This is a genomic window from Rhodococcus shunpengi, assembly GCF_048381395.1.
Taxonomy (GTDB): Bacteria; Actinomycetota; Actinomycetes; order Mycobacteriales; family Mycobacteriaceae; genus Rhodococcus.
Window position 1 is genome coordinate 132,603 of the sequence record NZ_JBLWIU010000024.1, and the last position, 22,909, is coordinate 155,511.

Sequence of the window (22,909 nt, forward strand, 5' to 3'; positions counted from 1 at the left end):
CTCGGAGGACGTCCCCGTCGATCCACTCGTCTACCGGTGTGCGCCCACCGGTTCGGGCTCCGTTGCCCGCTGCCGCTCCGTCTGCTCGGTCAGCAGGTGGCCGAACAGACCCCCGGCGCGCAGCCATTCCCACTCGAGGGGAGTGTCGATCCGACAGAGCGCCGTGCCCTCCCACGCGATCTCGCCCGCACGGCGGACCCGGACGGTGATCTCGGTGGTCGATCCGAGATCGGCCAGTCCGATCAGGTCGATATCCTCACTGCCGTCGAAGGTCTCCGGGGTGGGTCCCTGCCACTGGATCGGCAGGACGCCCATCGCGACCAGATTGGTGCGATGGATGCGTTCGAAGCTACGGGCGAGGACCGCGCGGATGCCGAGCAGCCGAGTGACCTTCGCGGCCCAGTCCCGCGCCGATCCGGCGCCGTACAGTTCACCGGCGACCACCACGACCGGCGTGCCCTGCCGGCGGTGGTACTCGGCGGCCTCGTGGACGGGCACCGGCTCCTCACCGGGTGCCGTGCGCGTCCAGCCACCCTGCTTCTCGGGCACGAGCAGATTTGCGAGGCGGGTGTTGGCGAAGCCACCCCGGATCATGACGTCGTGATTGAGCCGCCGGGAGCTGAAAGTGCCCAGCGCCCGGTCGCCCACACCGCGCTCGCGGAGCCAACGCCCTGCTGCGGAGTCCGGCAGGACCCGTGCGACCGGCGAGATGTGGTCGGTGGTGACCGCATCGCCGAGGACCAGCAGAGGCCGCGCGGTCAGATCCCCCGTGAGGGTGGGAGACGTCAGCTCCGGGTCGGTGAAGGGCGGGCGACGGATGCTGCCGGCCTCCCCGTCCCAGCGGTAGTGCTCGCCGCGCGGGTACTCGAGTTCCTGCCAGCGCGTGGTGGTCAACTCCCGGTGCGCGTCGCGCCCGAGTGCGGAGGCCTCGTGCTCGGCCAGCAGCGCGTCGATCTCCTCGTCGGAGGGCCACAGGTCGGCGAGGGTGACGTCGGTGCCGTTCTCGGCCCGCCCGATCGGTTCGCTCGTCACATCGATGCGGACGTTGCCCGCGAGGGCGTAGGCCACGACCATCGCGGGGGAGGCGAGGTAGGCGTGTGCGACGGCCGGGTGGATGCGTCCGGTGAAGTTGCGGTTGCCCGACAGCACCGCCGCGAGCGCGGTGTCCTTCGCCCGGTCGGCTCCGGACAGGGCCGGGCTGAGCGGCCCGGAATTGCCCATGCAGGTGCCGCATCCGAATCCCGCGACCTGGAAGCCGAGCCGGTCGAGGTGGTCCTGCAGACCCGCCGAGGCCAACAGATCGGCGGCCGCCCGCGAGCCGGGCGTGAACGACGTCTTCGTCCAGGCCGGCGGACGCAGACCGGCCGCGACGGCGTTGCGCGCCAGCAGACCCGCTGCGACCAGCGATCGGGGATTGGACGTGTTGGTGCAGCTGGTGATCGCGGCGATCGCAATGTCGCCATCGAGCGGTCCGCTCTCGCCGCGGGAGGCCGGAACCTCGGCGGGCGACAAGGCGTCGTGCGGCCGGGACGGTCCGGCGAGGGTGGTGGTGATGCTCCCGAGGTCGATCGACAGACCGGTCTCGAACCGGGGTGCCGGGCTGCTCGGGGTGCGGAACAGACCCTGGGCTCTCAGGTACTGCTCGGCGAGCCGGACACGCTCGGGGGAGCGGCCCGTTGCGGCCAGGTACTCGATCGTCCGGCGATCGGCGGGGAACCACGCCATCGTCGCCCCGTATTCGGGTGCCATGTTGGCGACGGTTGCGCGGTCGGGCACCGACAATGCCTCCAGGCCCGGACCGTGGAACTCGACGACGGCGCCGACGACGTTCAGTGCGCGCAGCTTCTCGGCGAGGGTGAGGGCGAGATCGGAGGCGAACACCCCGGGGGCGAGACGTCCGGTGAGCTCGACGCCGACGACGCGGGGCACGCGGATCATGACGGCCTGCCCGAGGGCCGCGGCGGTGGCCTCGATGCCGCCGACGCCCCAGCCGGTGACGCCGAGAGCGTTGATCATCGTGGTGTGCGAGTCGGTGCCGACCAGGCTGTCCAACGCTGCGACGTGACGGCCCTCGGATTCGGTCGTGGTCACGACCGGTGCGAGGACCTCGAGGTTCAGCTGGTGACAGATGCCGAGCCCCGGCGGCACGACACGGAGACCGGGAAGCCGGTCCTGCGCCCAGCGCAGGAAGCGGTACCGATCGCGGTGACGCTCGTACTCCAGATCGATGTTGTGAAGTGCCGCTTCGGGATTCGCGTATTCGTCCACCTCGAGTGCGTGATCCACGACCAGGTCGAGGGGCAGCGCCGGTTCCAGTGCGGACGTGTCCAGACCCTCGGCCCGGGCACGTTCGAGCAGGGTGATCATGTCGGCCAGCACCGGGATGCCCGAGGCGTCCTGGAACAGCACGCGACCCGGGAAGAACGGGATCGCGGCCGTCTCGTCGCGGCGGGTGACGGCGTGGACGTGCTCGGGCAGCGCCTGCGGATGACCCTGGTGACGCAGGATGCCCTCGACGAGCGTCCTCAGCGACCACGGCAGGTCGGAGATCGGTCCGGCGCCGTGCGCTTCGGCCTCGGCCAGGCTGTAGTAGTGCAGGGGAGTGCCGGCCTCGTCCGCGACCGGCAGAGCGGTCAGAGAGCGGAAGGGATCGGTCGTCATACCGCGCCTTCTTCCCGGAAGCGGGTGATCTGCTCGTCGCTGAAACCGATCTCGCGGAGGATCTCGTCGGTGTGCTCTCCGAGCGTCGGCGGTGCAGTATCGGGACGGACCGACTCACCGTCGACGTGCGTGGGCAGACCGAGGACCTGGACGGTGCCGGATCCGGCCGCCACATCCAGTTCGGAGATCAACCCGCGGTGGCGGATCTGATCCGAGCGCAGCGCTTCCGACACCGGAGCGACGGGCGCAGCAGGAACGCCGGTGTCGAGCAGAATCTCGTCCCACTCGGCCGCCGTCTTCTCCTTGAGCGAGATCTCCAGTTCGTCGCGCAGGATCTCGCGGTTGCGCTTGCGGTCCTCGCGGGTGACGAAACGGGGGTCGGTGACGAGCTCCTCGCGGCCGAGCACCGTGCACAGGATCTCGTACTGTTCCTGCTTGTTCGCCGCGATGTTGAGGACACCGTCGGCAGTCCGGAACGCACCCGACGGCGCCGAGGTCATGTTCTCGTTGCCCATCGGTACCGGCTCCTTGCCGGTCACCAGATGGTTGGAGACCACCCAGCCCATCGAGGTGATGGCCGCGTCGAGCATCGACGTGTCCAGATACGCGCCCTGCCCGGTCTGTCGCTGGCGGACGATGGCGGCGCACACCGTCATGGCCGCGGCCATACCGCCGAAGCTGTCGCAGACGGGATATCCGACGCGCAGCGGCGCGGATTCGGTGTCGCCGGTGACGCTCATGATGCCGGACAGTCCCTGGACCACCTGGTCGTAGGCGGGTCGGCTGCTCATCGGGCCGGTGGCGCCGAATCCCGAGACAGCGCAGTAGATCAGGCGCGGATTGAGTTCGTGCAGGCGTTCCCAGTCGAAGCCGAGGCGGGCGAGCACGCCCGGGCGGAAGTTCTCGAGCAGCACGTCGGCGTCCGCGAGTAGCTGCTCGAAGACCTTCTTGCCACCCTCGGTCTTGAGGTTGACCGTGACCGAGCGCTTGCCGGCGTTCTGGGCGAGGAAGGACACCCCCATGTATTCGGCGCTGAGGTCGGGATCGGCGCCGAGCTGGCGGGCCAGGTCGCCGCTGCCGGCGGTCTCCACCTTGACGACATCCGCGCCGAGCAGGGCCAGTTGGTAACCCGCGAAGGGGCCGGCCAGAACGTTGGTCATGTCGAGGACGCGCACGCCCTCGAGAAGGTTTGTGGTCACAGGAAGGCCTCCACGGTTCCGAGCCCGGCAGCACTGATCTGCCGGGCGGTGTCGGTTACGGCATCGACATAGGCGGCGACCCGGTCGGCGGTGAAGCGCGACGTGGGGCCACTGATCGACAGGGCTGCGATGACACGGCCGTCGGCGGACAGGATCGGCGCGGCGACCGCGGAAGCGCCGAGCTCCCGATCGCCGTGGGTGATGGCGTAACCCGCCTCCCGCGCTCCGGCGGCCTCGGACCTCAGGTCCGCCGTGCTCGTCGTGCCCTCCTGCTCGGCGAGAGCCTGGAGGACGTCGTCCGGGCAGCCACCGAGCAGGATCCGGCCGGCGGCGCCGACGACGAGCGGGTACTGCGCGCCCACCTGGACGACGCTGCGGACCGTCGTCGTGCCCTCGACCTGAGCGACGGAGAGGCGGTGCAGGCCTTGGCGGATGTAGACGTTGACGGTCTCCCCGCAGCGATCGCGCAGTTCCGTCATCGATCGCCGTGCCTCGGCACCGATCTCCCACATCGCGTCGGCCAGACCTATCCAGCGGAGGAAGGCGGGGCCGACGCTGTAGGTCGTCGAGTCACCGCGGGTGGCGACGATCCCCTGCGTGGTGAGGGTGCCCAGGAGGCGCACCACCGTCGACTTGGGGAGCCCGGTGATCTCGACGAGTTCGCGCAGCGTCCGGATCGGATGCTCGGCGTCGAATGCGCTGAGCAGATCGAACGCGCGGGCGACGCTTCGCACGCCGCCGTCGGCTCCGGTGACCGTCGATGCCTGTGTCATGCGAGTCACTCTAGGTCCGTAGAACGGTTTAGGCAATCCGCGCAATGGATCGCTGACGTATTTGACCTGGAAGATTGTTGATGTGTTCCGTTGGGTGAGAGAAAATGGTCTGCCTGATCCGTCTTGTGGAACGTCCGGTCGTGGGGTGAACCATCCTCACGGGAGGCTTCTCCCACAGTGGGGCAGTCGCGTCGCCGGCGTCGGCTACGGTGACCCGGTGCCTCTCGTGATCACCACCGTGAACGTCAACGGCGTGCGCGCAGCCGCAGCCAAGGGTCTCGTCGACTGGCTCGCCTCGTCGGCCGCCGACATCGTGTGCCTGCAGGAGGTGCGGGCCACCGAGAAGCAGTTCCACGCCGCGATCGCCCCGGCACTCGAGGCCGGATGGCACTGCGTCGGCGCGGAGTCCTCGGCCAAGGGCCGCGCCGGGGTGGCGATCCTCTCGCGCGTACCGGCGGACGCGGTCTGCGTCGGATTCGACGTCGACGAGTTCGCGTCGGCCGGCCGCTACATCGAGGCCGACTTCGGCGATGTGACGGTGGGGAGCCTGTATCTGCCGACCGGTGAAGCGCAGACGCCGAAGCAGGACGAGAAGGAACACTTCATGAAGAGCTTCGCGACCTACCTCGCCGAGCGGTACGCCGCGGTGACGGCCGCAGGTCGCGACATGGTGGTGTGCGGCGACTGGAACATCGCCCCCACCGAGCGGGACATCAAGAACTGGAAGGGCAACGTCAAGAAGTCCGGCTTCCTGCCCGAGGAGCGCGCGTGGGTCGGCGACCTCCTCGAGGCCGGCTGGCGCGACGTGGTACGCGACCTCCACGGCGACGTCGCTGGCCCCTATTCGTGGTGGTCGTACCGCGGCAAGGCATTCGACACCGATGCAGGCTGGCGCATCGACTACCACCTCGTGACCCCGGGCCTGGCGGCCCGCGCAACCGAGGCCCGCGTCGAACGCGCAGCGAGCTACGACCAGCGTTGGTCCGACCATGCACCGGTGACGGTGACCTTCGATCGCTGACCGCTTCTGCGGATCGCCGCAGAAGTGCCCACCTCGGTGGCAGCGCGGCGTGGCCTGCGTGGAATCATCGACGGCATGTCGAGCACTGCAGAACAGAACGCCACGAAGCCGAAGGCCCGCCCCCGTGTGCTGTCCGGCATCCAGCCCACCTCGGATTCGTTCCACCTCGGGAACTTCCTCGGGGCGCTGGCACAGTGGGTTCCGGCGCAGGACGAGAACGACGCCTTCTACTTCATCCCGGACCTGCACGCGATCACCGTTCCGCATGAGCCGAAGTTGCTGCGCAAGCGCGTGCTCGTCTCCGTGGCGCAGCTGCTCGCGATCGGTATCGATCCGGAGAAGTCCGTGCTATTCGTGCAGAGCCAGGTGCCCGAGCACGCCGAGCTCGCCTGGATCCTGAGCTGCATCACCGGTTTCGGTGAGGCCAGCCGGATGACGCAGTTCAAGGACAAGTCGGCCAAGCAGGGCACCGAGCACGCCGGAGTCGGCCTGTTCACCTATCCGATCCTCATGGCCGCCGACATCCTGCTCTACCGCGCGAGCCACGTGCCGGTGGGGGAGGATCAGCGTCAGCACCTCGAACTCACGCGAGATCTCGCGCAGCGCTTCAACTCCCGCTTCGGCAAGACCTTCGTCGTCCCCGAGCCGACGATCGTCAAGGAGACCGCGAAGATCTACGACCTGCAGGATCCGACGTCGAAGATGAGCAAGTCCGCGGCGACCGACGCGGGCCTGATCAACCTGCTCGACGATCCGAAGGTCTCGGCGAAGAAGATCCGCTCCGCGGTCACCGACAACGAGCGTGAGATCCGTTTCGACCGGGAGAACAAGCCCGGTGTGTCGAACCTGCTCACGATCCAGTCGGCGCTGTCGGGTCGCAGCATCGACGAACTCGTCGCCGGCTACGAGGGCAAGGGCTACGGCGATCTGAAGGCCGACACCGCAGAGGTCCTCACCGAGTTCGTCACGCCGATCCGCACCAAGGTCGACGAGTACCTGGCCGACCCGGCCGAACTGAACCGCATTCTCGCGGGCGGCGCGGACCGCGCTCGCGAGGTCGCATCCCGCACCTTGGCGCAGGTCTATGACAAGGTGGGTTTCCTGCCGCGGACCTAGACGAAGGAGCATCTGGATGGCCGGCGAACCCGACGAGAAGCCGGGATTTCTCGAACGTCAACGCGCGGCCCATCCGGTGCTCGACCGCGTCCTTCGGGCCGGGGTGCGGTACCAGGAGAACAAGGGCGACTACTACGCGGCCGGCCTGACCTACTTCACGGTGCTGGCGATCGTCCCGATCATCATGGTCGTGTTCTCTCTGGCCGGTTTCGTGCTCGCCGGGCGACCCGAACTGCTCGACCAGATCCGGCAGATCATCTCCGAGAACATCCCCGGTCAGCTCGGCGGCACCGTGCAGAGCCTGATCGACTCGGCGATCGAATCCCGCGGCGCCGTCGGTCTCATCGGTCTGCTCACCGCCTCGTACGCCGGTCTGGGCTGGATCACGAATCTTCGCGAAGCCCTCACCGCCATGTGGGAGCACCCGCGCGACAAGGGCAACTTCTTCGTGGTCAAGCTGCGCGACGGCGGCGCACTCCTCAGTCTCGGCCTCGCGATGACCGTGTCGCTGGGGCTCTCGGCGCTGAGCAGTGGGCCGATCGCGCGCAGGATCGTCGAGCTGCTCAACATGGAGAATCTCGTCGGCATCGGCGTGGGTCTGCGCATTCTGGCACTGGTGACGGCCACCGCCGCCACCGCTCTGGTATTCACCTGGGTGATCGCCCGCCTGCCCCGCGAACCCGTTCCGTTCCGTAGTGCGCTCGTCGCGGGTCTGATCGCCGGGATCGGTTTCGAGCTGCTCAAGCAGACCGGCTCGATCTACCTCGAACGTGTCCTCAACGGACCGGCGGGCGTCGCCTTCGGCCCGATCCTCGGCATCCTCGTGTTCGGTAACCTCACGGCCCGGCTGGTGCTCTTCTGCACCGCATTCGCAGCGACGTCCCGGGCCAGCCTCGCACTCGCCCACCATCCCGCGCCTACGGGGGCGGTCATCACGCCCCGCCTCGAGGTGCACGAGGGCCTCGACGCGCGCCGCAGTGCTGCGCTCCTCGGTGCGGGCGTGGTCGGTGGACTCCTCGCCGGGCTGCGATTCCGGAGGAAATGAGCGAACTCCCGGGGTGAAAACCCGGTTCGGGGGTGCCGATCGTGCCGCGGACGGACGACGATGGAGGCGTGGCAAAACAGACGCGATCCGCCGCGCCCCGACGCTCGTTCCGGGTGACTCCGCGCAGAGTGCTCGCAGTCGTCCTGGTCCTGCTCGCTGCGCTGTTCGTCCTCCAGAACCGCAACAGTACGAGCATCGACCTCTTCTGGATCTCGCTGCAGGCGCCGCTGTGGTTGGTGCTCGTCGTCATCTTCGCGGTCGGGTGGGTCGCGGGTTTCCTGTTCGCACGCGGCCGCTGATCCCCATCAGCTCGGCCACCGGAAACAGAGCACAGGGGAGTGGGCACAGACGACAGCAGGTCCGTCCCCGAAGGGACGGACCTGCTGTCGTGCGAGGTGATCAGCGAGCGAACATGAGCGCGCGCTTGACCTCCTGGATCGCCTTCGTCACCTGGATGCCACGGGGGCACGCGTCGGTGCAGTTGAAGGTGGTGCGGCAGCGCCACACGCCTTCCTTGTCGTTGAGGATGTCCAGACGCTCGGAGGCACCCTCGTCACGCGAATCGAAGATGAACCGGTGCGCGTTGACGATCGCGGCGGGGCCGAAGTAGCTGCCGTCGCTCCAGTACACCGGGCACGAGGTGGTGCAGCACGCGCACAGGATGCACTTGGTGGTGTCGTCGAACCGGGCACGGTCGGCCTGCGACTGGATGCGCTCGCGGGTCGGCTCGTTGCCGGAGGCGATGAGGAACGGCTTCACGGCGCGGTAGGCGTCGAAGAAGGGCTCCATGTCGACGACGAGGTCCTTCTCGACCGGAAGGCCACGGATCGGCTCGATCGTGATCGTGACGTCCTTGCCGTTCTTGTCCAGCATGTCCTTCATGAGGATCTTGCAGGCGAGACGGTTGACGCCGTTGACACGCATCGCGTCCGAGCCGCACACGCCGTGGGCGCAGCTGCGACGGAAGGTGAGCGTGCCGTCGAGGTAACCCTTGACGTAGCCCAACAGGTTGAGCAGACGGTCGGACGGCAGTGCCGGCACCTGGAACGAATCCCAGTGCTGACCCTTGTCGTCCTCCGGGTTGAACCGGGCGATCTTGAGGGTGACCATCGTCGCGCCCTCGGGCACGGGTGGCAGTGTCGACGCGCCCGTGTCGGTCTTCTCGATGGTTGTCATCAGTACTTACGCTCCATGGGCTCGTACCGGGTCTGGACCACCGGCTTGTAGTCCAGGCGAATGTCGGAGATCAGTTCCTCGCCCACCTTGTACGCCATGGTGTGCTTGAGGAAGTTCTCGTCGTCGCGCTTCGGGTAGTCCTCGCGGGCGTGTCCGCCACGCGATTCCTTGCGGTTCAGCGCACCGACGACGGTGACCTCGGCCATCTCGAGGAGGAAGCCGAGTTCCAGCGCCTCGAGCAGGTCGCTGTTGTAGCGCTTGCCCTTGTCGTGGACGGTGATCTCCTTGTAGCGCTTCTTCAGCTCGTGGATGTCGTTGAGCGCCTGCGTCAACGTTTCCTCGGTGCGGAACACCGACGCGTTGTTGTCCATCGTCTGCTGCAGCTCGGTGCGGATGTCGGCCACCCGCTCCTTGCCGCCCTGGTGCAGGATCAGATCGAGCCAGTCGTCGACGTACTTCGTCGGCTGCTCGGGCATCTCGACGTGCTTCGTGCTGTTGGCGTACTCCGCGGCGGCGATGCCGGCGCGACGACCGAAGACGTTGATGTCGAGCAGCGAGTTGGTGCCGAGACGGTTGGCGCCGTGGACGGACACGCACGCGCACTCGCCGGCCGCGTACAGGCCGGGCACGACGTTCTCGTTGTCGCGGAGGACCTCGCCGTCGACGTTGGTCGGGATACCGCCCATGACGTAGTGGCAGGTCGGGAACACCGGCACGAGCTCGGTGACGGGGTCGACACCGAGGTAGGTGCGGGAGAACTCGGTGATGTCCGGGAGCTTCTCCTCGAGGACGTCCTCGCCGAGGTGGGTCACGTCGATGTAGACGTAGTCCTTGTTCGGTCCGGCGCCGCGACCCTCGAGCACCTCGAGCACCATCGAACGGGCGACGATGTCGCGGGGCGCGAGGTCCTTGATGGTGGGGGCATAGCGCTCCATGAACCGCTCGCCGTCGGCGTTGCGGAGGATGCCGCCCTCACCACGCACGGCCTCCGAGATGAGGATGCCGAGACCGGCCAGGCCCGTCGGATGGAACTGGTGGAACTCCATGTCCTCGAGCGGCAGGCCCTTGCGGAAGATGATGCCGAGGCCGTCACCGGTGAGGGTGTGGGCGTTCGACGTCGTCTTGTACATACGGCCCGAGCCGCCCGTCGCGAAGACGATGGCCTTGGCGTGGAAGACGTGGATCTCGCCGGTCGCGAGCTCGTACGCGATGACACCCGTCGCGACGGGACCGTTCTCGGTCTCGGTGAGGGTGATGTCGAGCGCGTAGAACTCGTTGAAGAACTCGACGTCGTGCTTGACGCAGTTCTGGTACAGCGTCTGCAGAATCATGTGGCCGGTGCGGTCGGCGGCGTAGCACGCGCGACGGACCGGGGCCTTACCGTGGTCGCGGGTGTGGCCACCGAAGCGACGCTGGTCGATCTTGCCCTCGGGCGTCCGGTTGAACGGAAGACCCATCTTCTCGAGGTCGAGAACGGCGTCGATGGCCTCCTTGGCCATGATCTCCGCAGCGTCCTGGTCGACCAGGTAGTCGCCACCCTTGACGGTGTCGAAGGTGTGCCACTCCCAGTTGTCCTCTTCGACGTTCGCGAGGGCGGCACACATGCCGCCCTGAGCGGCGCCGGTGTGGCTGCGGGTGGGGTAGAGCTTCGTGAGCACTGCGGTGCGCGCACGCGGGCCGGCTTCGATGGCCGCGCGCATGCCGGCGCCGCCGGCGCCGACGATGACTACGTCGTAACGATGTTCCTGCATGAAGGTTCGGCTCCCCTAGCTCGCCGTGATGTTCGGGTCGAAGGTGAAGATCACGTAGGTGCCCAGGCCCATGATCAGGATCATCGACACGACGAGGATCGTGTTGAGCCAGAACCGGGTGGAGTCCTTACGTGCGTAGTCCGCGATGACGGTGCGCAGACCGTTACCGCCGTGGAGCTGCGCGAGCCACAGCATCGACAGGTCCCAGATCTGCCAGAACGGGCTGGACCAGCGGCCTGCGACGAACGCGAAGTTGATGCGGTGCACGCCGTCATCGAGCATCAGCATGATGAAGAGGTGACCGAGGACCAGGATGATCAGGGCCAGGCCGGACAGGCGCATGAACAACCAGGCGTAGAGCTCGAAGTTGTTCTTCGCGGCGCGACGCGGCGAGCGCGGGTTGTCCAGACCGGCGGGCCGGTCGTATTCCTTACCGAGGGTCTTCGCTTCGGTCATGTCAGTGCCCCGCAAACGTGTTGTAGAGGATGCGAACGGACGCGGGGATCATCACCACGAACCAGATCGCGAGGATCGTCCAGAGCATCACGCGCTGGTACTTCGGGCCCTTCGACCAGAAGTCCACGAGCATGACCCGCAGGCCGTTGAGTGCGTGGTACAGGACCATCGCGACCAGGCCGAGCTCCATGAGGCCGACGATCGGATTCTTGTACGTTTCGATCACCGCGTCGTAGGTCTCGGGGTTGACCCGGACGAGTGCGGTGTCGAGGACGTGGACGAAAAGGAAGAAGAATGTCGCCACGCCGGTGATCCGGTGCAATACCCAGGACCACATGCCGGGGTCTCCCCGGTAAAGCGACCGTGTGCGCCCCGCCTTTGCGGGGGCGGCTTCAGTCGTGCTGCTCATCGAGTGCTGTGCCTCCAACGTCAATGGTGGACGCGTCGAGCTGCTCCTACCTGTGGGGGATTCCGCAGTACGGGCCCGACGTGAACCTGAACCGACTTGGATCGACTCTAGACCCATCCCAAACTCGGGAACTAATCTCCTGCCCCGTTCGTACAGGGCTCCAAATGCGAAGTTAGGTTTGCCTTTCCAACTGTGATCTGGCGCGGTGGGGGTCGCCTACCGTCGTCCATGCCACCGTGACAGGATGGTGAACCATGCCGGACATCGACTGGAAAATGTTGCGCGCCAAAGCACATGAGGTGATGAGTCGAGCCTACGCTCCCTACTCCGGGTTCCCGGTGGGGGCTGCCGGCCTCACCGTCGACGGTCGGACGGTCCTCGGGTGCAATGTGGAAAATGTCTCACACGGACTGGGTCTGTGTGCCGAATGTGTACTCGTCGGTAACTTGTTCGCCCAGGGTGGAGGCCGTCTCCGGGCCGTTGCCGTCTGCGACTCCCGAGGCCACGTCCTGACCCCGTGCGGCCGATGCCGGCAGGTGCTTCTCGAACACGGCGGCCCCGATCTCGAGGTCGACGCCCAGGGCGGCCCGCGTCGCCTCTCCGATCTCCTCCCCGACGCGTTCGGCCCCGACGATCTCGCGGCCGTGCGGGAGAACGAGGACCGCCGTGCCTGACATCGTCACCGTCATCCGCCGCAAGCGCGACGGCCACGAACTCTCCGGCGCCGAGATCGACTGGGTCATCGAAGCGTTCACCCACGGCATCGTCTCCGACGCCCAGATGGCGGCCCTGGCGATGGCGGTCTGGTTCCGCGGCATGAGCCGGGCCGAGACGGCACGCTGGACCACCGCAATGATCGACTCCGGTCGTCGCCTCGATTTCTCCGCTCTCGGCCTGCGTACCGTCGACAAACACTCGACAGGCGGTGTCGGGGACAAGATCACCCTGCCGCTCGCACCGCTCGTCGCGGCCTGCGGCGTCGCGGTCCCGCAACTGTCGGGCCGCGGTCTCGGTCACACCGGCGGCACCCTGGACAAGCTCGAGGCGATCCCCGGATGGAAGGCCGATCTGACCACCGCGGAGATCGCCGAGATCCTCAGCGACCCGGCCGTCGGTGCGGTCGTGTGCGCGGCGAGCGCCGATCTCGCCCCCGCCGATCGCAAGCTCTACGCGCTGCGCGACGTCACCGGAACCGTCGAGTCGATCCCGCTCATCGCCAGCTCGATCATGAGCAAGAAGATCGCCGAGGGCACCGGAGCCCTCGTCCTCGACGTGAAGGTCGGCAGCGGCGCCTTCATGAAAGAACTCGGCGAGGCCCGCGAGCTGGCGCGCACCATGGTCGAACTCGGCACCGACGAAGGGCTGCCCACGACGGCCCTGCTCACCCGCATGGACAGCCCGCTCGGGCGCACGGCGGGCAACGCGCTCGAGGTCCGGGAGGCCGTCGAGGTGCTCGCCGGCGGCGGACCCGACGACGTCGTCGAGCTGACCCTGGCCCTGGCCCGCGAGATGCTCGCCGCCGCCGGTGTCGATGACGTCGATCCCGCCGACCGGCTGCGGGACGGCACCGCGATGGACCGGTGGAACGCGATGATCGCCGCCCAGGGTGGCGACCCCGCAGCGCCGTTGCCGGTCGCGACCCACACCGAGACCTTCCACGCCGACGCGGACGGAGTGCTCTCCGAACTCGACGCGTACGAGGTCGGCATCGCCGCGTGGCGACTCGGAGCCGGCCGCGAACGGCAGGGTCAGGACGTCCAGCCCGGGGCCGGTATCGAACTGCACGCGGTCCTCGGCGATCGCGTCCGCGCGGGACAGCCGATCGCGACGCTCCACACCGACACTCCGGGACGTATCCCCGACGCGCTCGCCGCCCTCCGCGGCGGTGTCCGCATCTCCGACACGGCCCCCGTTCGGCAGCCGCTCGTGATCGAACGGATCCGGGCGTAGAGGTCCGGCGGCCGGAGACCGAGCGGAACCGGCCGCCGCCGACTACCGTCCCGATCATGAACGGCCGTCTGACTCCCGAACTCGTTCGCACCGCACCCAAAGTGGTCCTCCACGACCACCTGGACGGTGGCCTCCGTCCCCGGACGGTCCTCGAACTCGCGGACGCGTGCGGATGGTCGTTGCCCGCGGACAGCGAAGAGGATCTCGCCCGGTGGTTCCGCGAATCCGCCGACAGCGGGTCGCTCGAGCGCTATCTCGAGACGTTCGAGCACACCGTCGCCGTGATGCAGACGGCAGAAGGACTCGAACGCGTCGCACGCGAATGCGTCCTCGACCTCGCCGACGACGGTGTGGTGTACGCCGAGGTGCGCTTCGCACCCGAGCAGCACCTGGAGAAAGGGCTGTCGCTGGACGAGGTCGTCGAACACGTCCTCGAAGGCTTCCGAGCCGGGGAATCCGAGGTGGCCGCCGGTGGTCGTCGCATCCGGGTGCGCTGTCTGCTCACCGCGATGCGGCACGCTGCACGCTCGTTGGAGATCGCCGAACTCGCCGTGCGCTTCCGGGACCGCGGCGTGGCGGGTTTCGACATCGCCGGCGCCGAGGCGGGCAACCCGCCCAGCCGTCATCTCGACGCCTTCGAGTACACCCGCGCGGCCAACGCGCACTTCACGATCCACGCCGGTGAGGCGTTCGGTCTCCCGTCCATCCACGAAGCGGTCGCCTTCTGCGGCACCGACAGGCTCGGTCATGGTGTGCGCATCGTCGACGACATCGAAGTGCACGACGACGGAACCGCCACTCTGGGCCGGCTCGCGAACTACATCCGCGACAAGCGCATCCCGCTCGAACTGTGCCCGTCGTCGAACGTGCAGACCGGCGCGGTGCGCACGCTCGCCGAGCATCCCTTCGACCTGCTGGCCCGCCTGCGCTTCCGTGTCACCGTCAACACCGACAACCGGTTGATGAGCGACACCACGATGACGCAGGAGATGGTGCGGCTCGTCGAGACCTTCGACTACGGCTGGGTCGACCTCGAGCGGTTCACGATCAACGCGATGAAGTCGGCCTTCCTCCCGTTCGACCAGCGGCTGGAACTGATCGACGACGTCATCAAGCCTGGATACGCCGTCCTCGTCGGGTAGAGACCGCGACCCGCAGATACCTCTATGGGTGCGCGGAGCGGGAAATGGTCATCGGAGCGCGCTACAACGCGCTCTTGTGACCACTTCGCGCGCCGGAGTGGAGCCGACCCGACGCGGGTCGCGTCAATGCTTGCGCAGTCGCGCCTCGAACTCGCGCTCGAGTTCGCGCCAAGCAAGGGACTCGGTGTCGAACGGCGGCTTGGGTGCCGTGCGTCCCGAATCGGGTTCGATCACGTGGTTGACGAACCAGCCGAGCTCCGTGGACGCGGCGAGCGCGGCCTCCGTCGAGTCGTCGTCCGCGAAGTTCGCTGCGTCGACGAACAACTCGACCGCGAGTTCGAGCTGGTCGGGGTCGACGGCCGCGACACCTCCGGCGATGTCGTCGGCGATTCCGGTGAGCACGTAGACGTTGTCGTCGGTGACCGTCACGTCGAGCGATCCGTCGACGGCGGCGAGCTGGATCTCCGTGTACGGCTCGAGCGTCGCGAGGTCGTGGTCGTGGTTGTCGGCGAGGTGGCGGGCCAGCGCGCGCTCGGAGGGGAAGACGTCGATCGTGCCGTCGTGGCCGAGGAAGACGGCGTCGTCGTTCACGTAGCACCGCAGCGAGTACCAGGTGCCGTCGGTCGTGATGATCCGGATGGGATCGATGCCGACCCGGGCCCAGAACTCGTAGCCGTCGTCCTCGTCATCGCCGTCGATGAACTCGTACTCGTCGTCGGCATCGACGTCCTCGACCGTGTCGTCCGCCTCGACCTCGTTCTCGTCGACAGCGACGAGCTCGGATTCGATCTCGGCGACCACTGCGGCGTCGACATCGGGAGTGGAGATCACGGCGTCGAGCGCGTCGATCACGCCGTCCCAGTCCTGCGCGACCGCGGTCCCGACGCGATTCCACAGGTCGAGGCCCTCACGCGTGCGGAAGGCCGAGACACCGTGCTGCAGCAGGAGGTCGATCTCCTCGCGTTCGAAGAACTTCGTCACGACATCGAGATCGCAGACGTCGCCGAGGATGCTCACGATGTCGAAGGTGTCCTGCAGTTCGGACACCGAGACGGGATCCGGGTCGTCGGCCACGAGCTCGGGGACGCCGACGAGGTCGTAGGTGTGCGGCTCGTCGGGTTCGAACTCCGAGGCCGCGAGCTTGGACACGATCGGCCACGCCTCGTGCTCGACGAGGTCGTTGTCGGCACCCGAACGCACGAACGCGACGAGCTCGGGGACCGACGGGAAGGCGTACAGATCGTCGCCGTGGCCGAGGAATGCCTCCCACTCGTCGTCGCCTTCGCGCCAGCGCGGCGCCCAGAGCGTCACGAGGTTGCCGTCGGTGAGACCGAGCTCGATCGGGACGATGTCTCCAGCCATGGCGCGAAGCCTAGCCATGTCCGCGCCGAGAATATAGCCGGGGGCGGCTCGCCATCGGTTTCATCGCGTCACCGGACGGTCGCCGACGGTGACCGGACCGTCGTCGCTCGCGGCGAGGGCCGCGCGGAGCTCGTCGATCGCGGAGACGCGCGCGGCAGCGGCCTGCCGTGCGGCCTCGTGCACGGTCGCGAGGATCACCGCGGCCAGTTCCCGGGGGGCGGTGCCGCCGATCGGCTCGGCCAGCTCGAGTCCTTCGAGCGCTCCCGAACCGTCCACGCGGGCGGTCACCCGTCCGTCGGGACTGCTCGCGGTACCCCGTACCGCGCCGAGCTGCTCCACCGTGCGTTCGAGCGCATCGAGTCGGATGTGGGCCCGGTCGACGATCGCCTCTACCATCCGTTCGCTCATCGGACGAGACCTCCACGACGATCGGTCGGTCCGTCCGCCAGGTCGGCGCGGGACGGCAGCCGCATCCGGTCGAGGATCTCGCGGGGGACACCTTCGGCGGCGAGGCGTTCGCCGCGGACCACCGCAGCCTCGAGGGCGGCCTGCCGGTTCAGGGCGAGGATCTGATCGGCCAGTTGCCGTGCTCCGTAACGCAACTCACCGGGGTCGATGCGAAGGTCCACCGGCAGTCCACCGTCCGTCGTCCGCACCGAGATCGTCCCGGCCGAGTTGTGGGCGGTGGCCGTGATCGGTTCCGTCGTCGTGCTGTCCATACCGGGTTGGACGCAGCGCGAGCCCGGCCGGTTCCCCTCCGGTGCGGAATTCTCCGGAATCAACCGGCGGTCGGTCGGTAGACGCCGTGGAAGGCCATTGCGCCGTTGGTGGTGCGCATCGGCGACACGGAGACGGGATCGCCTGCCTCGACCATGAGGCCGTTGCCCACCACCATCGCCACGTGCCCGTCCCACACGACGAGGTCTCCGGGCAGGGCGGCCGCAGGATCGACCCGCGTGCCGACGTCCTGTTCCTGGGCCAACCGCGGCAGTTCGACGCCGGCCTGCGCGTAGGCGTACTGCGTCAGCCCGCTGCAGTCGAGCCCGGAGCCGGGGCTCGTGCCGCCCCACACGTACGGGGTGCCCTGCTGGGCGAGGGCGTGACGCACCGCTGTCGCCGCGGTCTCGTTCGGCGCCCGGCTGACGCTACCGTCCGGGAGCCGCACCTCCACGCCCGCGGAGAACCCTCCACCGAAGGTGTGCAGCGTGCGTGGGTCGTCACCGGCCGGGTCGGGGTCGTGGTGGTCGCCGGAGCCGATCGGGGGAGTGGAGGGCTCGGGTGGGAGGAGTGCGGACGCCCGATCGGTCAGCTCCGCGAGGGTTCCGGTCACCCGTGTCAGCACGTCCAGCCCGGTGACGAGGTGGTCGATCGCCACTGCGAGGAGTGCGAGCTGACCCTGCGGAAGCGACGTCGCGGGTGCGGCCTGCTCGGCGAATGTGACGAACGAATCGACGAGACGAGCGATCTCGACCGCACCGGTGACGACCGTGACGGTCGCCTCGAGCGCGATCCCGGCCAGCGCCACCCCACGATCGGCCGCCGTGAGCACGTCGGTGAGCACCTGCTCGGCACTCGCGATCGCCTGCGAGGCAGCCGGGCCACCCCAGGCCCAGGCGAGCTCGGCGACGGCGTCGCGCCCGGCCGCGTGCACCTCCTCGGCCCATTGCGCACCGATGCGCACCATCTCACCCGGATCCACGCCGGGTGGCAGCGCGGTGCCGAACGCGTCGAGCAGGCCGGTCAGCGGCGCGACGAGCGCGTCGGCCGGGATCACAGTGACTCCGCGACGGAGCCGAGTCGTGCGGCGGTGTCGTCGCTGGTCCGCGCGTAAGCAAACGCGGATGCCCTGGCGGCATCTCCCATCCCGCCGAGCAGGTCACCGAGCCGGTCGAGATCGCGCACGTGGGCTGTGTGGGTCGCGGTGAGCGCGGCGAGCACCGGTGCTCCGATCGGACCCAGTGCGGCGCTCAGCGACGAGGGGTCGCCGTGCCGTGTCCGTTCGGCGGCCTCGTGCAGGCGGGCGGCAAGTTCGGCGGCGTCGTCGCCGAACCTCCCGACGGCGCTCGTGTCGATCCGTATCGCGTCCCTACCGGAGTACTCGGTCACCTCGTCGCCTCTCGCGTCGTTCCTGTGGGATTCGGCACCTTCGGGCGGTTCCGTCCCTGTCGGGTACGACGCACCCGACTGTCGATCGGTTCCGTCGTTCTATCCTTCGGACATGGATTCGCTCGTCGTCGACCACCCGCTCGCTGCTTCGCTCCTGACCATCCTTCGTGACGAACGCAGCGACAACGCTGCCTTCCGGCACGCGTTGAGGCGGCTCACCCAGATGCTCGTCTACGAGGCGGTGCGCGATGCGCCCACCGAGACGTTCGACGTGAAGACGCCGGTCGCGGTGACGACGGGAGTGCGCCTGCAGCAGCCTCCGCTGCTCGTCCCGGTTCTTCGCGCCGGCCTCGGCATGGTCGAACAGGCCCACGCCCTGATTCCTCAGGCGCAGGTCGGTTTCGTCGGTCTCGCTCGTGACGAGAAGACATTCGAGCCGGTGCCCTATCTGGAGTCGCTGCCGGAGGACCTGTCGGGTCTTCCCGTCTTCGTGCTCGACCCGATGCTCGCGACCGGTGGGTCGATGGTGCACACCCTCGACATCCTCGCCCAACGCGGTGCCACGGATATCACCGCGATCTGTGTGGTCGCGGCGCCGCAGGGCGTCGAGGCCCTTGCTGCCTCGGGTCATCCGGTCCGGTTGGTCACGGCGTCGGTCGACGAAGGTCTCAACGAGAACAAGTACATCGTGCCGGGTCTCGGGGATGCGGGGGACAGGCAGTTCGGACCGCGGTAAATCGCGCGTCGCCTGTTACTCGTGTGACTGGCGGTACGGATGTGACACCCGACCGCAGTCATCTCGTTATCGAAAAACAACCCGCAGGTCTCGTTTTCTTCTTACGCTCGGTGTGCTCCGTGTGAAGTCCACTGCGTAGGTACAGCCAGAGATGGGGTCGGCGGAATGGCAAAAATCTTCTCCCGCAAACTGATTCGTGGAAGCGTCAGAGCGGCTTCGGTGGGCGCGGTCGCCGTACTCGCCGCAGTGACGAGTCACGGCACGGCTGCGGCCGCTGTCGACAACTCGCGGATCCTCCCGTTGGACGGAGGGCACGCGATCGAAGTGATCCAGGCCGACACCTCGACACAGTCGGTGCCGCCGCTCGACAGCTCACCGCTGAGCGTCGAGTTCTTCCACGATGAGGTTGCGACCGTTCGGATCACGGGTCCGAACGCGGCGAACTTCGCCGGGACGGCGGTGGAGGTCGGTTTCCAGGTCGGCTACCCGGTCGCGCTGCCGGGGGCGACGGTCACCGTCATCACCCCGAGCCTGTCGTGGGGCGTGGACAACAATGTGGGGGTCGGTGTCTCGATCAGTCCCGATGGGACCACGCTCGATCTCGGCTTCGACTCGGGTGGTTCGCTCAGCGGCGACATCATCCCGTCCCAGGAGATCGAGATCCCGCTCGAGCCGGGCGGCATCACGTCCGTCCCGATCGTCGAGGGCTTCGAGTTCGACGGCAGCTCGACGACCATCCGGATCGCCGGCGTGCACGGTTCGGTCTCGGGAGCCATCGGACCGGTGATGATCCGGCCGTACCTCAAGGCCGTCACCGCCGACCGGAACACCGTCGTCACCTACGGTGTGCCGCAGCAGGTCTGATCGAATCGCATCCTGACCCGGTCGGATCCGGCCGGGTCAGGGGCTCTCGTCACCGAGCGAGGCCGCCCATCCGCGCAGGGCGTCGAGTGTCGCCTCCGCGGTCGGGCGGTCTCGCTCCGTGACCACCTCCAGATAGACCTTGAGCTTCGGCTCGGTGCCCGACGGACGCACCACCACGCGTACCGCCGGCCCGTCCGGGGCGCCCGCGCGACTTTCGAAGACGAGAGCATCGGTGCTCATCGGTCCCGGACTCCCGGCGAGATCGGTCGCAGTCACCGCCAGAGCCGCGAGCGTGGTCGGCGGCTCCGCACGCAACCGCGTCATCACGGCGCCGATGCACTGCAGGTCGTCGACGCGGATCGACACCTGATCGCCGATGTGGACACCGAGTTCGCGATGCAGGTCGTCGAGTGCGTCGAGAAGGGTCCGGCCGGACTGCTTCAGGTCGGCCGCGTAGTCGGCGACGACCACGGCGGTCGCGATGCCGTCCTTGTCGCGCACAGCGTCCGGATCCACACAGTGTCCGATCGCTTCCTCGTACGCGTAGACGAGGCCGTCGCCGGCGCGGGCGAGCCATTTGAAACCCGTGAGTGTCTGCGCATATCGCGCACCACGTGCGGCCGCGAGCCGTCCCAGCATGGTCGACGAGACGATGGTGGTCGCGACCAGCGAACCGGGCGGCGACGACGCGAGGATCCGGTCGCCGAGCAGGACCCCGGTCTCGTCGCCGCGCAACATCGTCCACCCCTGCGGGCCCGGGACACCCACCGCGCAACGGTCGGCATCGGGATCGAGCGCCAGCGCGATGTCGGCATCGACCTCGGCCGCCAGCGCGAGCAGGGCATCGGTCGCGCCCGGTTCCTCGGGGTTGGGGAAGGCGACGGTGGGAAACGCCGGGTCGGGCGCGAACTGGGACGCCACGACGTGGATGTCGTCGAATCCCGCGGAACGCAGGGCCGCGACCGCCGTCTCACCGCCGACACCGTGCAGTGCCGTCAGAGCGATGCGCACGCTGCGGTGCGGGGAACGGGGGAGCGACGCGACCCGGGCGAGATAACGATCGACGAGGTCGTCACCCGACGGCGCGACCGGCACCCGGGGCACGTCCGCGGCATCACCGATGGCGTCGATCGCCGCCTCGATCTCCCGATCGGCGGGTGCCGCCAGCTGAGCCCCGTCCGCGAGGTAGACCTTGTACCCGTTGTCGGCGGCGGGATTGTGCGACGCCGTGATCTGCACGCCCGCAACGGCGCCCAGCGCCCGTACCGCGAAGGCGGTCACCGGGGTGGGGAGCGGCTTTCCGAGGGCGACGACGTCGAAGCCGGCCGCGGCGAGGACTTCCGCGGCGGCAGTGTGGAATTCCACGGAGCCCGTGCGGGCGTCGCGGCCGACGACGACGGTGCCACCGCCCTGCCCGTTCGCCTCGAGCCACGCCGCGAGCCCGGCGGTGGTGCGGACGACGACGGGCACGTTCATGCAGTCCGGCCCGTCGCCGACCGGGCCGCGCAGACCCGCGGTACCGAATCGCAGCGTCACAGCCGGGCCGCCAGATCGCGCAGGAGATCGCCCATCCGGGTCGCGGCCGCCCGGCCGGCGGCGAGCACCTCGGCGTGGTCGAGGGGAGCGCCGGTGATGCCGGCCGCGGCGTTGGTCACCAGCGAGACCGCGAGCACCCGAGCTCCGGCCGCGCGTGCCGCGATGGTCTCGTGGACCGTGGACATGCCGACGAGGTCGGCGCCGAGGGTGCGCAGCATCCGGATCTCCGCCGGGGTCTCGTAGTGCGGCCCGGGCAGACCGGCGTAGACCCCTTCGCGCAGCGACGGATCGATCTCGCGGGCGAGTGCACGAAGATCCGGCGAGTAGGCGTCGACGAGGTCCACGAACTGGGCGCCCACCAGCGGCGAGCGACCGGTGAGATTGAGGTGGTCCGAGATGAGAACCGGCTGCCCCACGGAGAACTCGGGGTCGATACCACCCGCCGCATTGGTGAGGACGACGGTGCGGGCACCCGCTGCGACTGCCGTGCGTACGGGATGGACGACGCGGGCGAGGTCGTGCCCCTCGTAAGCATGGATGCGGCCGGCGAGGACGAGGACGGCGTTGTCGCCGGCGCGCACCGAGTGGATGTTCCCGGCATGCCCTGCCGCCGTCGGCGGTGCGAAGCCGGGCAGCTCGCTCATCGGGATCGTGGCGACGGGGATGCCGAAACTCTCGACCGCGGCCCGCCAGCCGGACCCGAGGACGACGGCGACGGAGTGTTCGGCGACCCCCGTCCGTTCGGCGAGAGCGGCGGCTGCGGCGTCGGCGGCCGCGGCGGGGTCGAAGACGTGATCGGGTTCTCCCATGGCATCGGACCCTAATCGCTCCCGACATGTTACTCACGGGTAAGTAGGCGCGGTATGCTGACGCGCATGCCTTACCTCGAACGTGACGGCGACGTCTTCGTCCTGCATCTCGGTGACCGTGACGCGGAGGTCTCCGAGAACCGTTTCCACCCCGACCGTCTGGTCGCGATCCACTCCCTCCTCGACGAAGTGGAGGCACACGACGGGCCCGCTGCCCTCGTGACCGCGGCGACCGGCAAGTTCTGGAGCAACGGACTCGACATCGACTGGGTCGGCGCGAACCTGCCGGATCTGCCGGGCTATCTGGACTCCGTCCACGACCTCTACGTGCGGCTGCTCACCTTCCCCGCGGCGACGGTCGCGGCCGTGCAGGGACACGCCTTCGGTGCCGGCGCGATGCTCGCGCTCGTGCACGACTTCCGGGTGATGCGCGCCGATCGCGGCTACTGGTGCCTGCCCGAGGTGCAGCTGAACATGCCGTTCACCGTCGGGATGTCCGCGCTGATCCGTTCCCGCCTGCCGATCCAGACGGCGGTCGAGGCCATCACCACCGGTCGTCGCTACGGCGGTGAGGACGCCGTGGCCGCGGGCATCGCCGAGCAGGCCGTCACCGGTGACGACGTGCTCGCCGCGGCGGCCGAGCGGGCCGCGGCGCTCACCGCCACCCGCGGACCGAATCTGTCGGGCATCAAGCGCGGTCTGCATGCACCGTTGATCTCGGCGCTGGAGATCCGGACCGACCCGTCGAACTTCCGGCTGGGCTGATCGCCCCGCCGCGAAGTCGACGAACCGGTCGC

The 22,909-nt window shown here is 68.5% G+C and carries 24 protein-coding genes; 10 read left to right on the forward strand and 14 right to left on the reverse strand.

The window, feature by feature from the left end:
* Positions 1-30 precede the first annotated feature (30 nt).
* The 3 genes from acnA to ACNJ7K_RS12885 are packed head-to-tail and all read right to left on the reverse strand — an operon-like array spanning position 31 to position 4,633.
* Positions 31-2,661 carry an aconitate hydratase AcnA gene (acnA, locus tag ACNJ7K_RS12875; RefSeq protein WP_487041779.1) on the reverse strand — a complete coding sequence of 877 codons (2,631 nt, stop codon included), beginning with the start codon at positions 2,659-2,661 and terminating at the stop codon, positions 31-33.
* Positions 2,658-3,860 (reverse strand): CaiB/BaiF CoA transferase family protein, encoded by a 1,203-nt coding sequence (locus tag ACNJ7K_RS12880; protein ID WP_120279914.1) that lies wholly within the window; start codon positions 3,858-3,860, stop codon positions 2,658-2,660. Before ACNJ7K_RS12880 ends, acnA begins: the two co-directional genes overlap by 4 nt.
* Positions 3,857-4,633 (reverse strand): IclR family transcriptional regulator, encoded by a 777-nt coding sequence (locus tag ACNJ7K_RS12885; protein WP_120279913.1) that lies wholly within the window; start codon positions 4,631-4,633, stop codon positions 3,857-3,859. Before ACNJ7K_RS12885 ends, ACNJ7K_RS12880 begins: the two co-directional genes overlap by 4 nt.
* Positions 4,634-4,850: 217 nt before the next feature.
* Between ACNJ7K_RS12885 and ACNJ7K_RS12890 the strand changes: the two genes are divergently transcribed.
* The 4 genes from ACNJ7K_RS12890 to ACNJ7K_RS12905 all read left to right on the forward strand — a co-directional run bounded on the left by ACNJ7K_RS12890 (position 4,851) and on the right by ACNJ7K_RS12905 (position 8,114).
* A complete protein-coding gene (locus ACNJ7K_RS12890; RefSeq protein WP_159417850.1) occupies positions 4,851-5,654 on the forward strand; it encodes an exodeoxyribonuclease III in 804 nt (267 codons plus the stop codon).
* Between the two features lie 75 nt (positions 5,655-5,729).
* The gene (gene trpS / locus ACNJ7K_RS12895) at positions 5,730-6,770 is read left to right on the forward strand and encodes a tryptophan--tRNA ligase (protein WP_120283541.1); all 1,041 of its coding nucleotides are present in this window, start codon (positions 5,730-5,732) and stop codon (positions 6,768-6,770) included.
* Positions 6,771-6,786: 16 nt separating this feature from the next.
* Complete coding sequence (gene yhjD / locus ACNJ7K_RS12900; protein ID WP_487041780.1) at positions 6,787-7,815, forward strand: inner membrane protein YhjD; 1,029 nt, start codon at positions 6,787-6,789, stop codon at positions 7,813-7,815.
* 68 nt (positions 7,816-7,883) lie between these two features.
* Positions 7,884-8,114 (forward strand): LapA family protein, encoded by a 231-nt coding sequence (locus ACNJ7K_RS12905; RefSeq protein WP_225623587.1) that lies wholly within the window; start codon positions 7,884-7,886, stop codon positions 8,112-8,114.
* A gap of 100 nt (positions 8,115-8,214) precedes the next feature.
* Here ACNJ7K_RS12905 and ACNJ7K_RS12910 read toward each other — a convergent pair whose 3' ends face one another.
* Genes ACNJ7K_RS12910 through sdhC form a run of 4 tightly spaced genes read right to left on the reverse strand, consistent with a single transcriptional unit; the run spans position 8,215 to position 11,607 of the window.
* On the reverse strand, positions 8,215-8,991 hold the full coding sequence (locus ACNJ7K_RS12910) for a succinate dehydrogenase iron-sulfur subunit (RefSeq protein ID WP_006550125.1): 777 nt from the start codon (positions 8,989-8,991) through the stop codon (positions 8,215-8,217).
* Positions 8,991-10,742: a succinate dehydrogenase flavoprotein subunit gene (gene sdhA, locus ACNJ7K_RS12915; RefSeq protein WP_006550126.1), complete on the reverse strand. Its 1,752-nt coding sequence runs from the start codon at positions 10,740-10,742 to the stop codon at positions 8,991-8,993. Before sdhA ends, ACNJ7K_RS12910 begins: the two co-directional genes overlap by 1 nt.
* A gap of 15 nt (positions 10,743-10,757) precedes the next feature.
* Positions 10,758-11,198 (reverse strand): succinate dehydrogenase hydrophobic membrane anchor subunit, encoded by a 441-nt coding sequence (locus tag ACNJ7K_RS12920; RefSeq protein ID WP_159417852.1) that lies wholly within the window; start codon positions 11,196-11,198, stop codon positions 10,758-10,760.
* Between the two features lies 1 nt (position 11,199).
* Positions 11,200-11,607, reverse strand: coding sequence for a succinate dehydrogenase, cytochrome b556 subunit (sdhC, locus tag ACNJ7K_RS12925; RefSeq protein ID WP_159417853.1), 408 nt, complete (start codon positions 11,605-11,607; stop codon positions 11,200-11,202).
* A 254-nt stretch (positions 11,608-11,861) separates the two neighbouring features.
* On the opposite strand from sdhC, the gene ACNJ7K_RS12930 reads away from it, so the two are divergent.
* The 3 genes from ACNJ7K_RS12930 to ACNJ7K_RS12940 are packed head-to-tail and all read left to right on the forward strand — an operon-like array spanning position 11,862 to position 14,699.
* Positions 11,862-12,281, forward strand: coding sequence for a cytidine deaminase (locus ACNJ7K_RS12930; RefSeq protein WP_159417854.1), 420 nt, complete (start codon positions 11,862-11,864; stop codon positions 12,279-12,281).
* Entirely contained in the window at positions 12,274-13,557 is a 1,284-nt protein-coding gene (locus tag ACNJ7K_RS12935; RefSeq protein ID WP_230788698.1) for a thymidine phosphorylase, read from the forward strand. The genes ACNJ7K_RS12930 and ACNJ7K_RS12935 overlap by 8 nt, the downstream gene beginning before the upstream one ends.
* A 56-nt stretch (positions 13,558-13,613) precedes the next feature.
* Entirely contained in the window at positions 13,614-14,699 is a 1,086-nt protein-coding gene (locus ACNJ7K_RS12940) for an adenosine deaminase (RefSeq protein WP_230788701.1), read from the forward strand.
* Between the two features lie 123 nt (positions 14,700-14,822).
* Here the strand turns inward: ACNJ7K_RS12940 and ACNJ7K_RS12945 are convergent, their stop codons facing one another.
* From ACNJ7K_RS12945 to ACNJ7K_RS12965, 5 genes are read right to left on the reverse strand one after another with little or no spacing between them, the layout of a single operon-like run.
* The gene (locus tag ACNJ7K_RS12945) at positions 14,823-16,061 is read right to left on the reverse strand and encodes a primosomal protein (RefSeq protein WP_120279908.1); all 1,239 of its coding nucleotides are present in this window, start codon (positions 16,059-16,061) and stop codon (positions 14,823-14,825) included.
* A 60-nt stretch (positions 16,062-16,121) separates the two neighbouring features.
* Positions 16,122-16,469 carry a YbaB/EbfC family nucleoid-associated protein gene (locus ACNJ7K_RS12950; protein ID WP_487041781.1) on the reverse strand — a complete coding sequence of 116 codons (348 nt, stop codon included), beginning with the start codon at positions 16,467-16,469 and terminating at the stop codon, positions 16,122-16,124.
* Positions 16,466-16,780: a hypothetical protein gene (locus ACNJ7K_RS12955; RefSeq protein ID WP_120279906.1), complete on the reverse strand. Its 315-nt coding sequence runs from the start codon at positions 16,778-16,780 to the stop codon at positions 16,466-16,468. The genes ACNJ7K_RS12950 and ACNJ7K_RS12955 overlap by 4 nt, the downstream gene beginning before the upstream one ends.
* Positions 16,781-16,839: 59 nt before the next feature.
* Positions 16,840-17,835 carry a C40 family peptidase gene (locus ACNJ7K_RS12960; protein ID WP_120279905.1) on the reverse strand — a complete coding sequence of 332 codons (996 nt, stop codon included), beginning with the start codon at positions 17,833-17,835 and terminating at the stop codon, positions 16,840-16,842.
* Positions 17,832-18,167 (reverse strand): type VII secretion target, encoded by a 336-nt coding sequence (locus tag ACNJ7K_RS12965; protein ID WP_159417857.1) that lies wholly within the window; start codon positions 18,165-18,167, stop codon positions 17,832-17,834. Before ACNJ7K_RS12965 ends, ACNJ7K_RS12960 begins: the two co-directional genes overlap by 4 nt.
* 112 nt (positions 18,168-18,279) lie before the next feature.
* Between ACNJ7K_RS12965 and upp the strand changes: the two genes are divergently transcribed.
* Both upp and ACNJ7K_RS12975 read left to right on the forward strand, forming a co-directional pair.
* A complete protein-coding gene (gene upp, locus ACNJ7K_RS12970) occupies positions 18,280-18,903 on the forward strand; it encodes a uracil phosphoribosyltransferase (protein ID WP_024101551.1) in 624 nt (207 codons plus the stop codon).
* 219 nt (positions 18,904-19,122) lie between these two features.
* A complete protein-coding gene (locus tag ACNJ7K_RS12975; protein ID WP_120279903.1) occupies positions 19,123-19,767 on the forward strand; it encodes an MspA family porin in 645 nt (214 codons plus the stop codon).
* A gap of 36 nt (positions 19,768-19,803) precedes the next feature.
* Here the strand turns inward: ACNJ7K_RS12975 and ACNJ7K_RS12980 are convergent, their stop codons facing one another.
* Both ACNJ7K_RS12980 and ACNJ7K_RS12985 read right to left on the reverse strand, forming a co-directional pair.
* Positions 19,804-21,303: a phospho-sugar mutase gene (locus tag ACNJ7K_RS12980; RefSeq protein WP_487041782.1), complete on the reverse strand. Its 1,500-nt coding sequence runs from the start codon at positions 21,301-21,303 to the stop codon at positions 19,804-19,806.
* Entirely contained in the window at positions 21,300-22,112 is an 813-nt protein-coding gene (locus ACNJ7K_RS12985; protein WP_268654086.1) for a purine-nucleoside phosphorylase, read from the reverse strand. Before ACNJ7K_RS12985 ends, ACNJ7K_RS12980 begins: the two co-directional genes overlap by 4 nt.
* Positions 22,113-22,178: 66 nt before the next feature.
* Between ACNJ7K_RS12985 and ACNJ7K_RS12990 the strand changes: the two genes are divergently transcribed.
* Positions 22,179-22,877 (forward strand): enoyl-CoA hydratase/isomerase family protein, encoded by a 699-nt coding sequence (locus ACNJ7K_RS12990; RefSeq protein WP_159417860.1) that lies wholly within the window; start codon positions 22,179-22,181, stop codon positions 22,875-22,877.
* The last annotated feature ends 32 nt before the right edge of the window (positions 22,878-22,909 follow it).

Coding starts and splice junctions, on each gene's coding strand:
- acnA (WP_487041779.1), bottom strand. CDS start 2,661: ATGACGACCGATCCCTTCCGCTCTCTGACCGCTCTGCCGGTCGCGGAC.
- ACNJ7K_RS12885 (WP_120279913.1), bottom strand. CDS start 4,633: ATGACACAGGCATCGACGGTCACCGGAGCCGACGGCGGCGTGCGAAGC.
- trpS (WP_120283541.1), top strand. CDS start 5,730: ATGTCGAGCACTGCAGAACAGAACGCCACGAAGCCGAAGGCCCGCCCC.
- yhjD (WP_487041780.1), top strand. CDS start 6,787: ATGGCCGGCGAACCCGACGAGAAGCCGGGATTTCTCGAACGTCAACGC.
- ACNJ7K_RS12910 (WP_006550125.1), bottom strand. CDS start 8,991: ATGACAACCATCGAGAAGACCGACACGGGCGCGTCGACACTGCCACCC.
- sdhA (WP_006550126.1), bottom strand. CDS start 10,742: ATGCAGGAACATCGTTACGACGTAGTCATCGTCGGCGCCGGCGGCGCC.
- ACNJ7K_RS12920 (WP_159417852.1), bottom strand. CDS start 11,198: ATGACCGAAGCGAAGACCCTCGGTAAGGAATACGACCGGCCCGCCGGT.
- sdhC (WP_159417853.1), bottom strand. CDS start 11,607: ATGAGCAGCACGACTGAAGCCGCCCCCGCAAAGGCGGGGCGCACACGG.
- ACNJ7K_RS12930 (WP_159417854.1), top strand. CDS start 11,862: ATGCCGGACATCGACTGGAAAATGTTGCGCGCCAAAGCACATGAGGTG.
- ACNJ7K_RS12940 (WP_230788701.1), top strand. CDS start 13,614: ATGAACGGCCGTCTGACTCCCGAACTCGTTCGCACCGCACCCAAAGTG.
- ACNJ7K_RS12945 (WP_120279908.1), bottom strand. CDS start 16,061: ATGGCTGGAGACATCGTCCCGATCGAGCTCGGTCTCACCGACGGCAAC.
- ACNJ7K_RS12950 (WP_487041781.1), bottom strand. CDS start 16,469: ATGAGCGAACGGATGGTAGAGGCGATCGTCGACCGGGCCCACATCCGA.
- ACNJ7K_RS12955 (WP_120279906.1), bottom strand. CDS start 16,780: ATGGACAGCACGACGACGGAACCGATCACGGCCACCGCCCACAACTCG.
- upp (WP_024101551.1), top strand. CDS start 18,280: ATGGATTCGCTCGTCGTCGACCACCCGCTCGCTGCTTCGCTCCTGACC.
- ACNJ7K_RS12985 (WP_268654086.1), bottom strand. CDS start 22,112: ATGGGAGAACCCGATCACGTCTTCGACCCCGCCGCGGCCGCCGACGCC.
- ACNJ7K_RS12990 (WP_159417860.1), top strand. CDS start 22,179: ATGCCTTACCTCGAACGTGACGGCGACGTCTTCGTCCTGCATCTCGGT.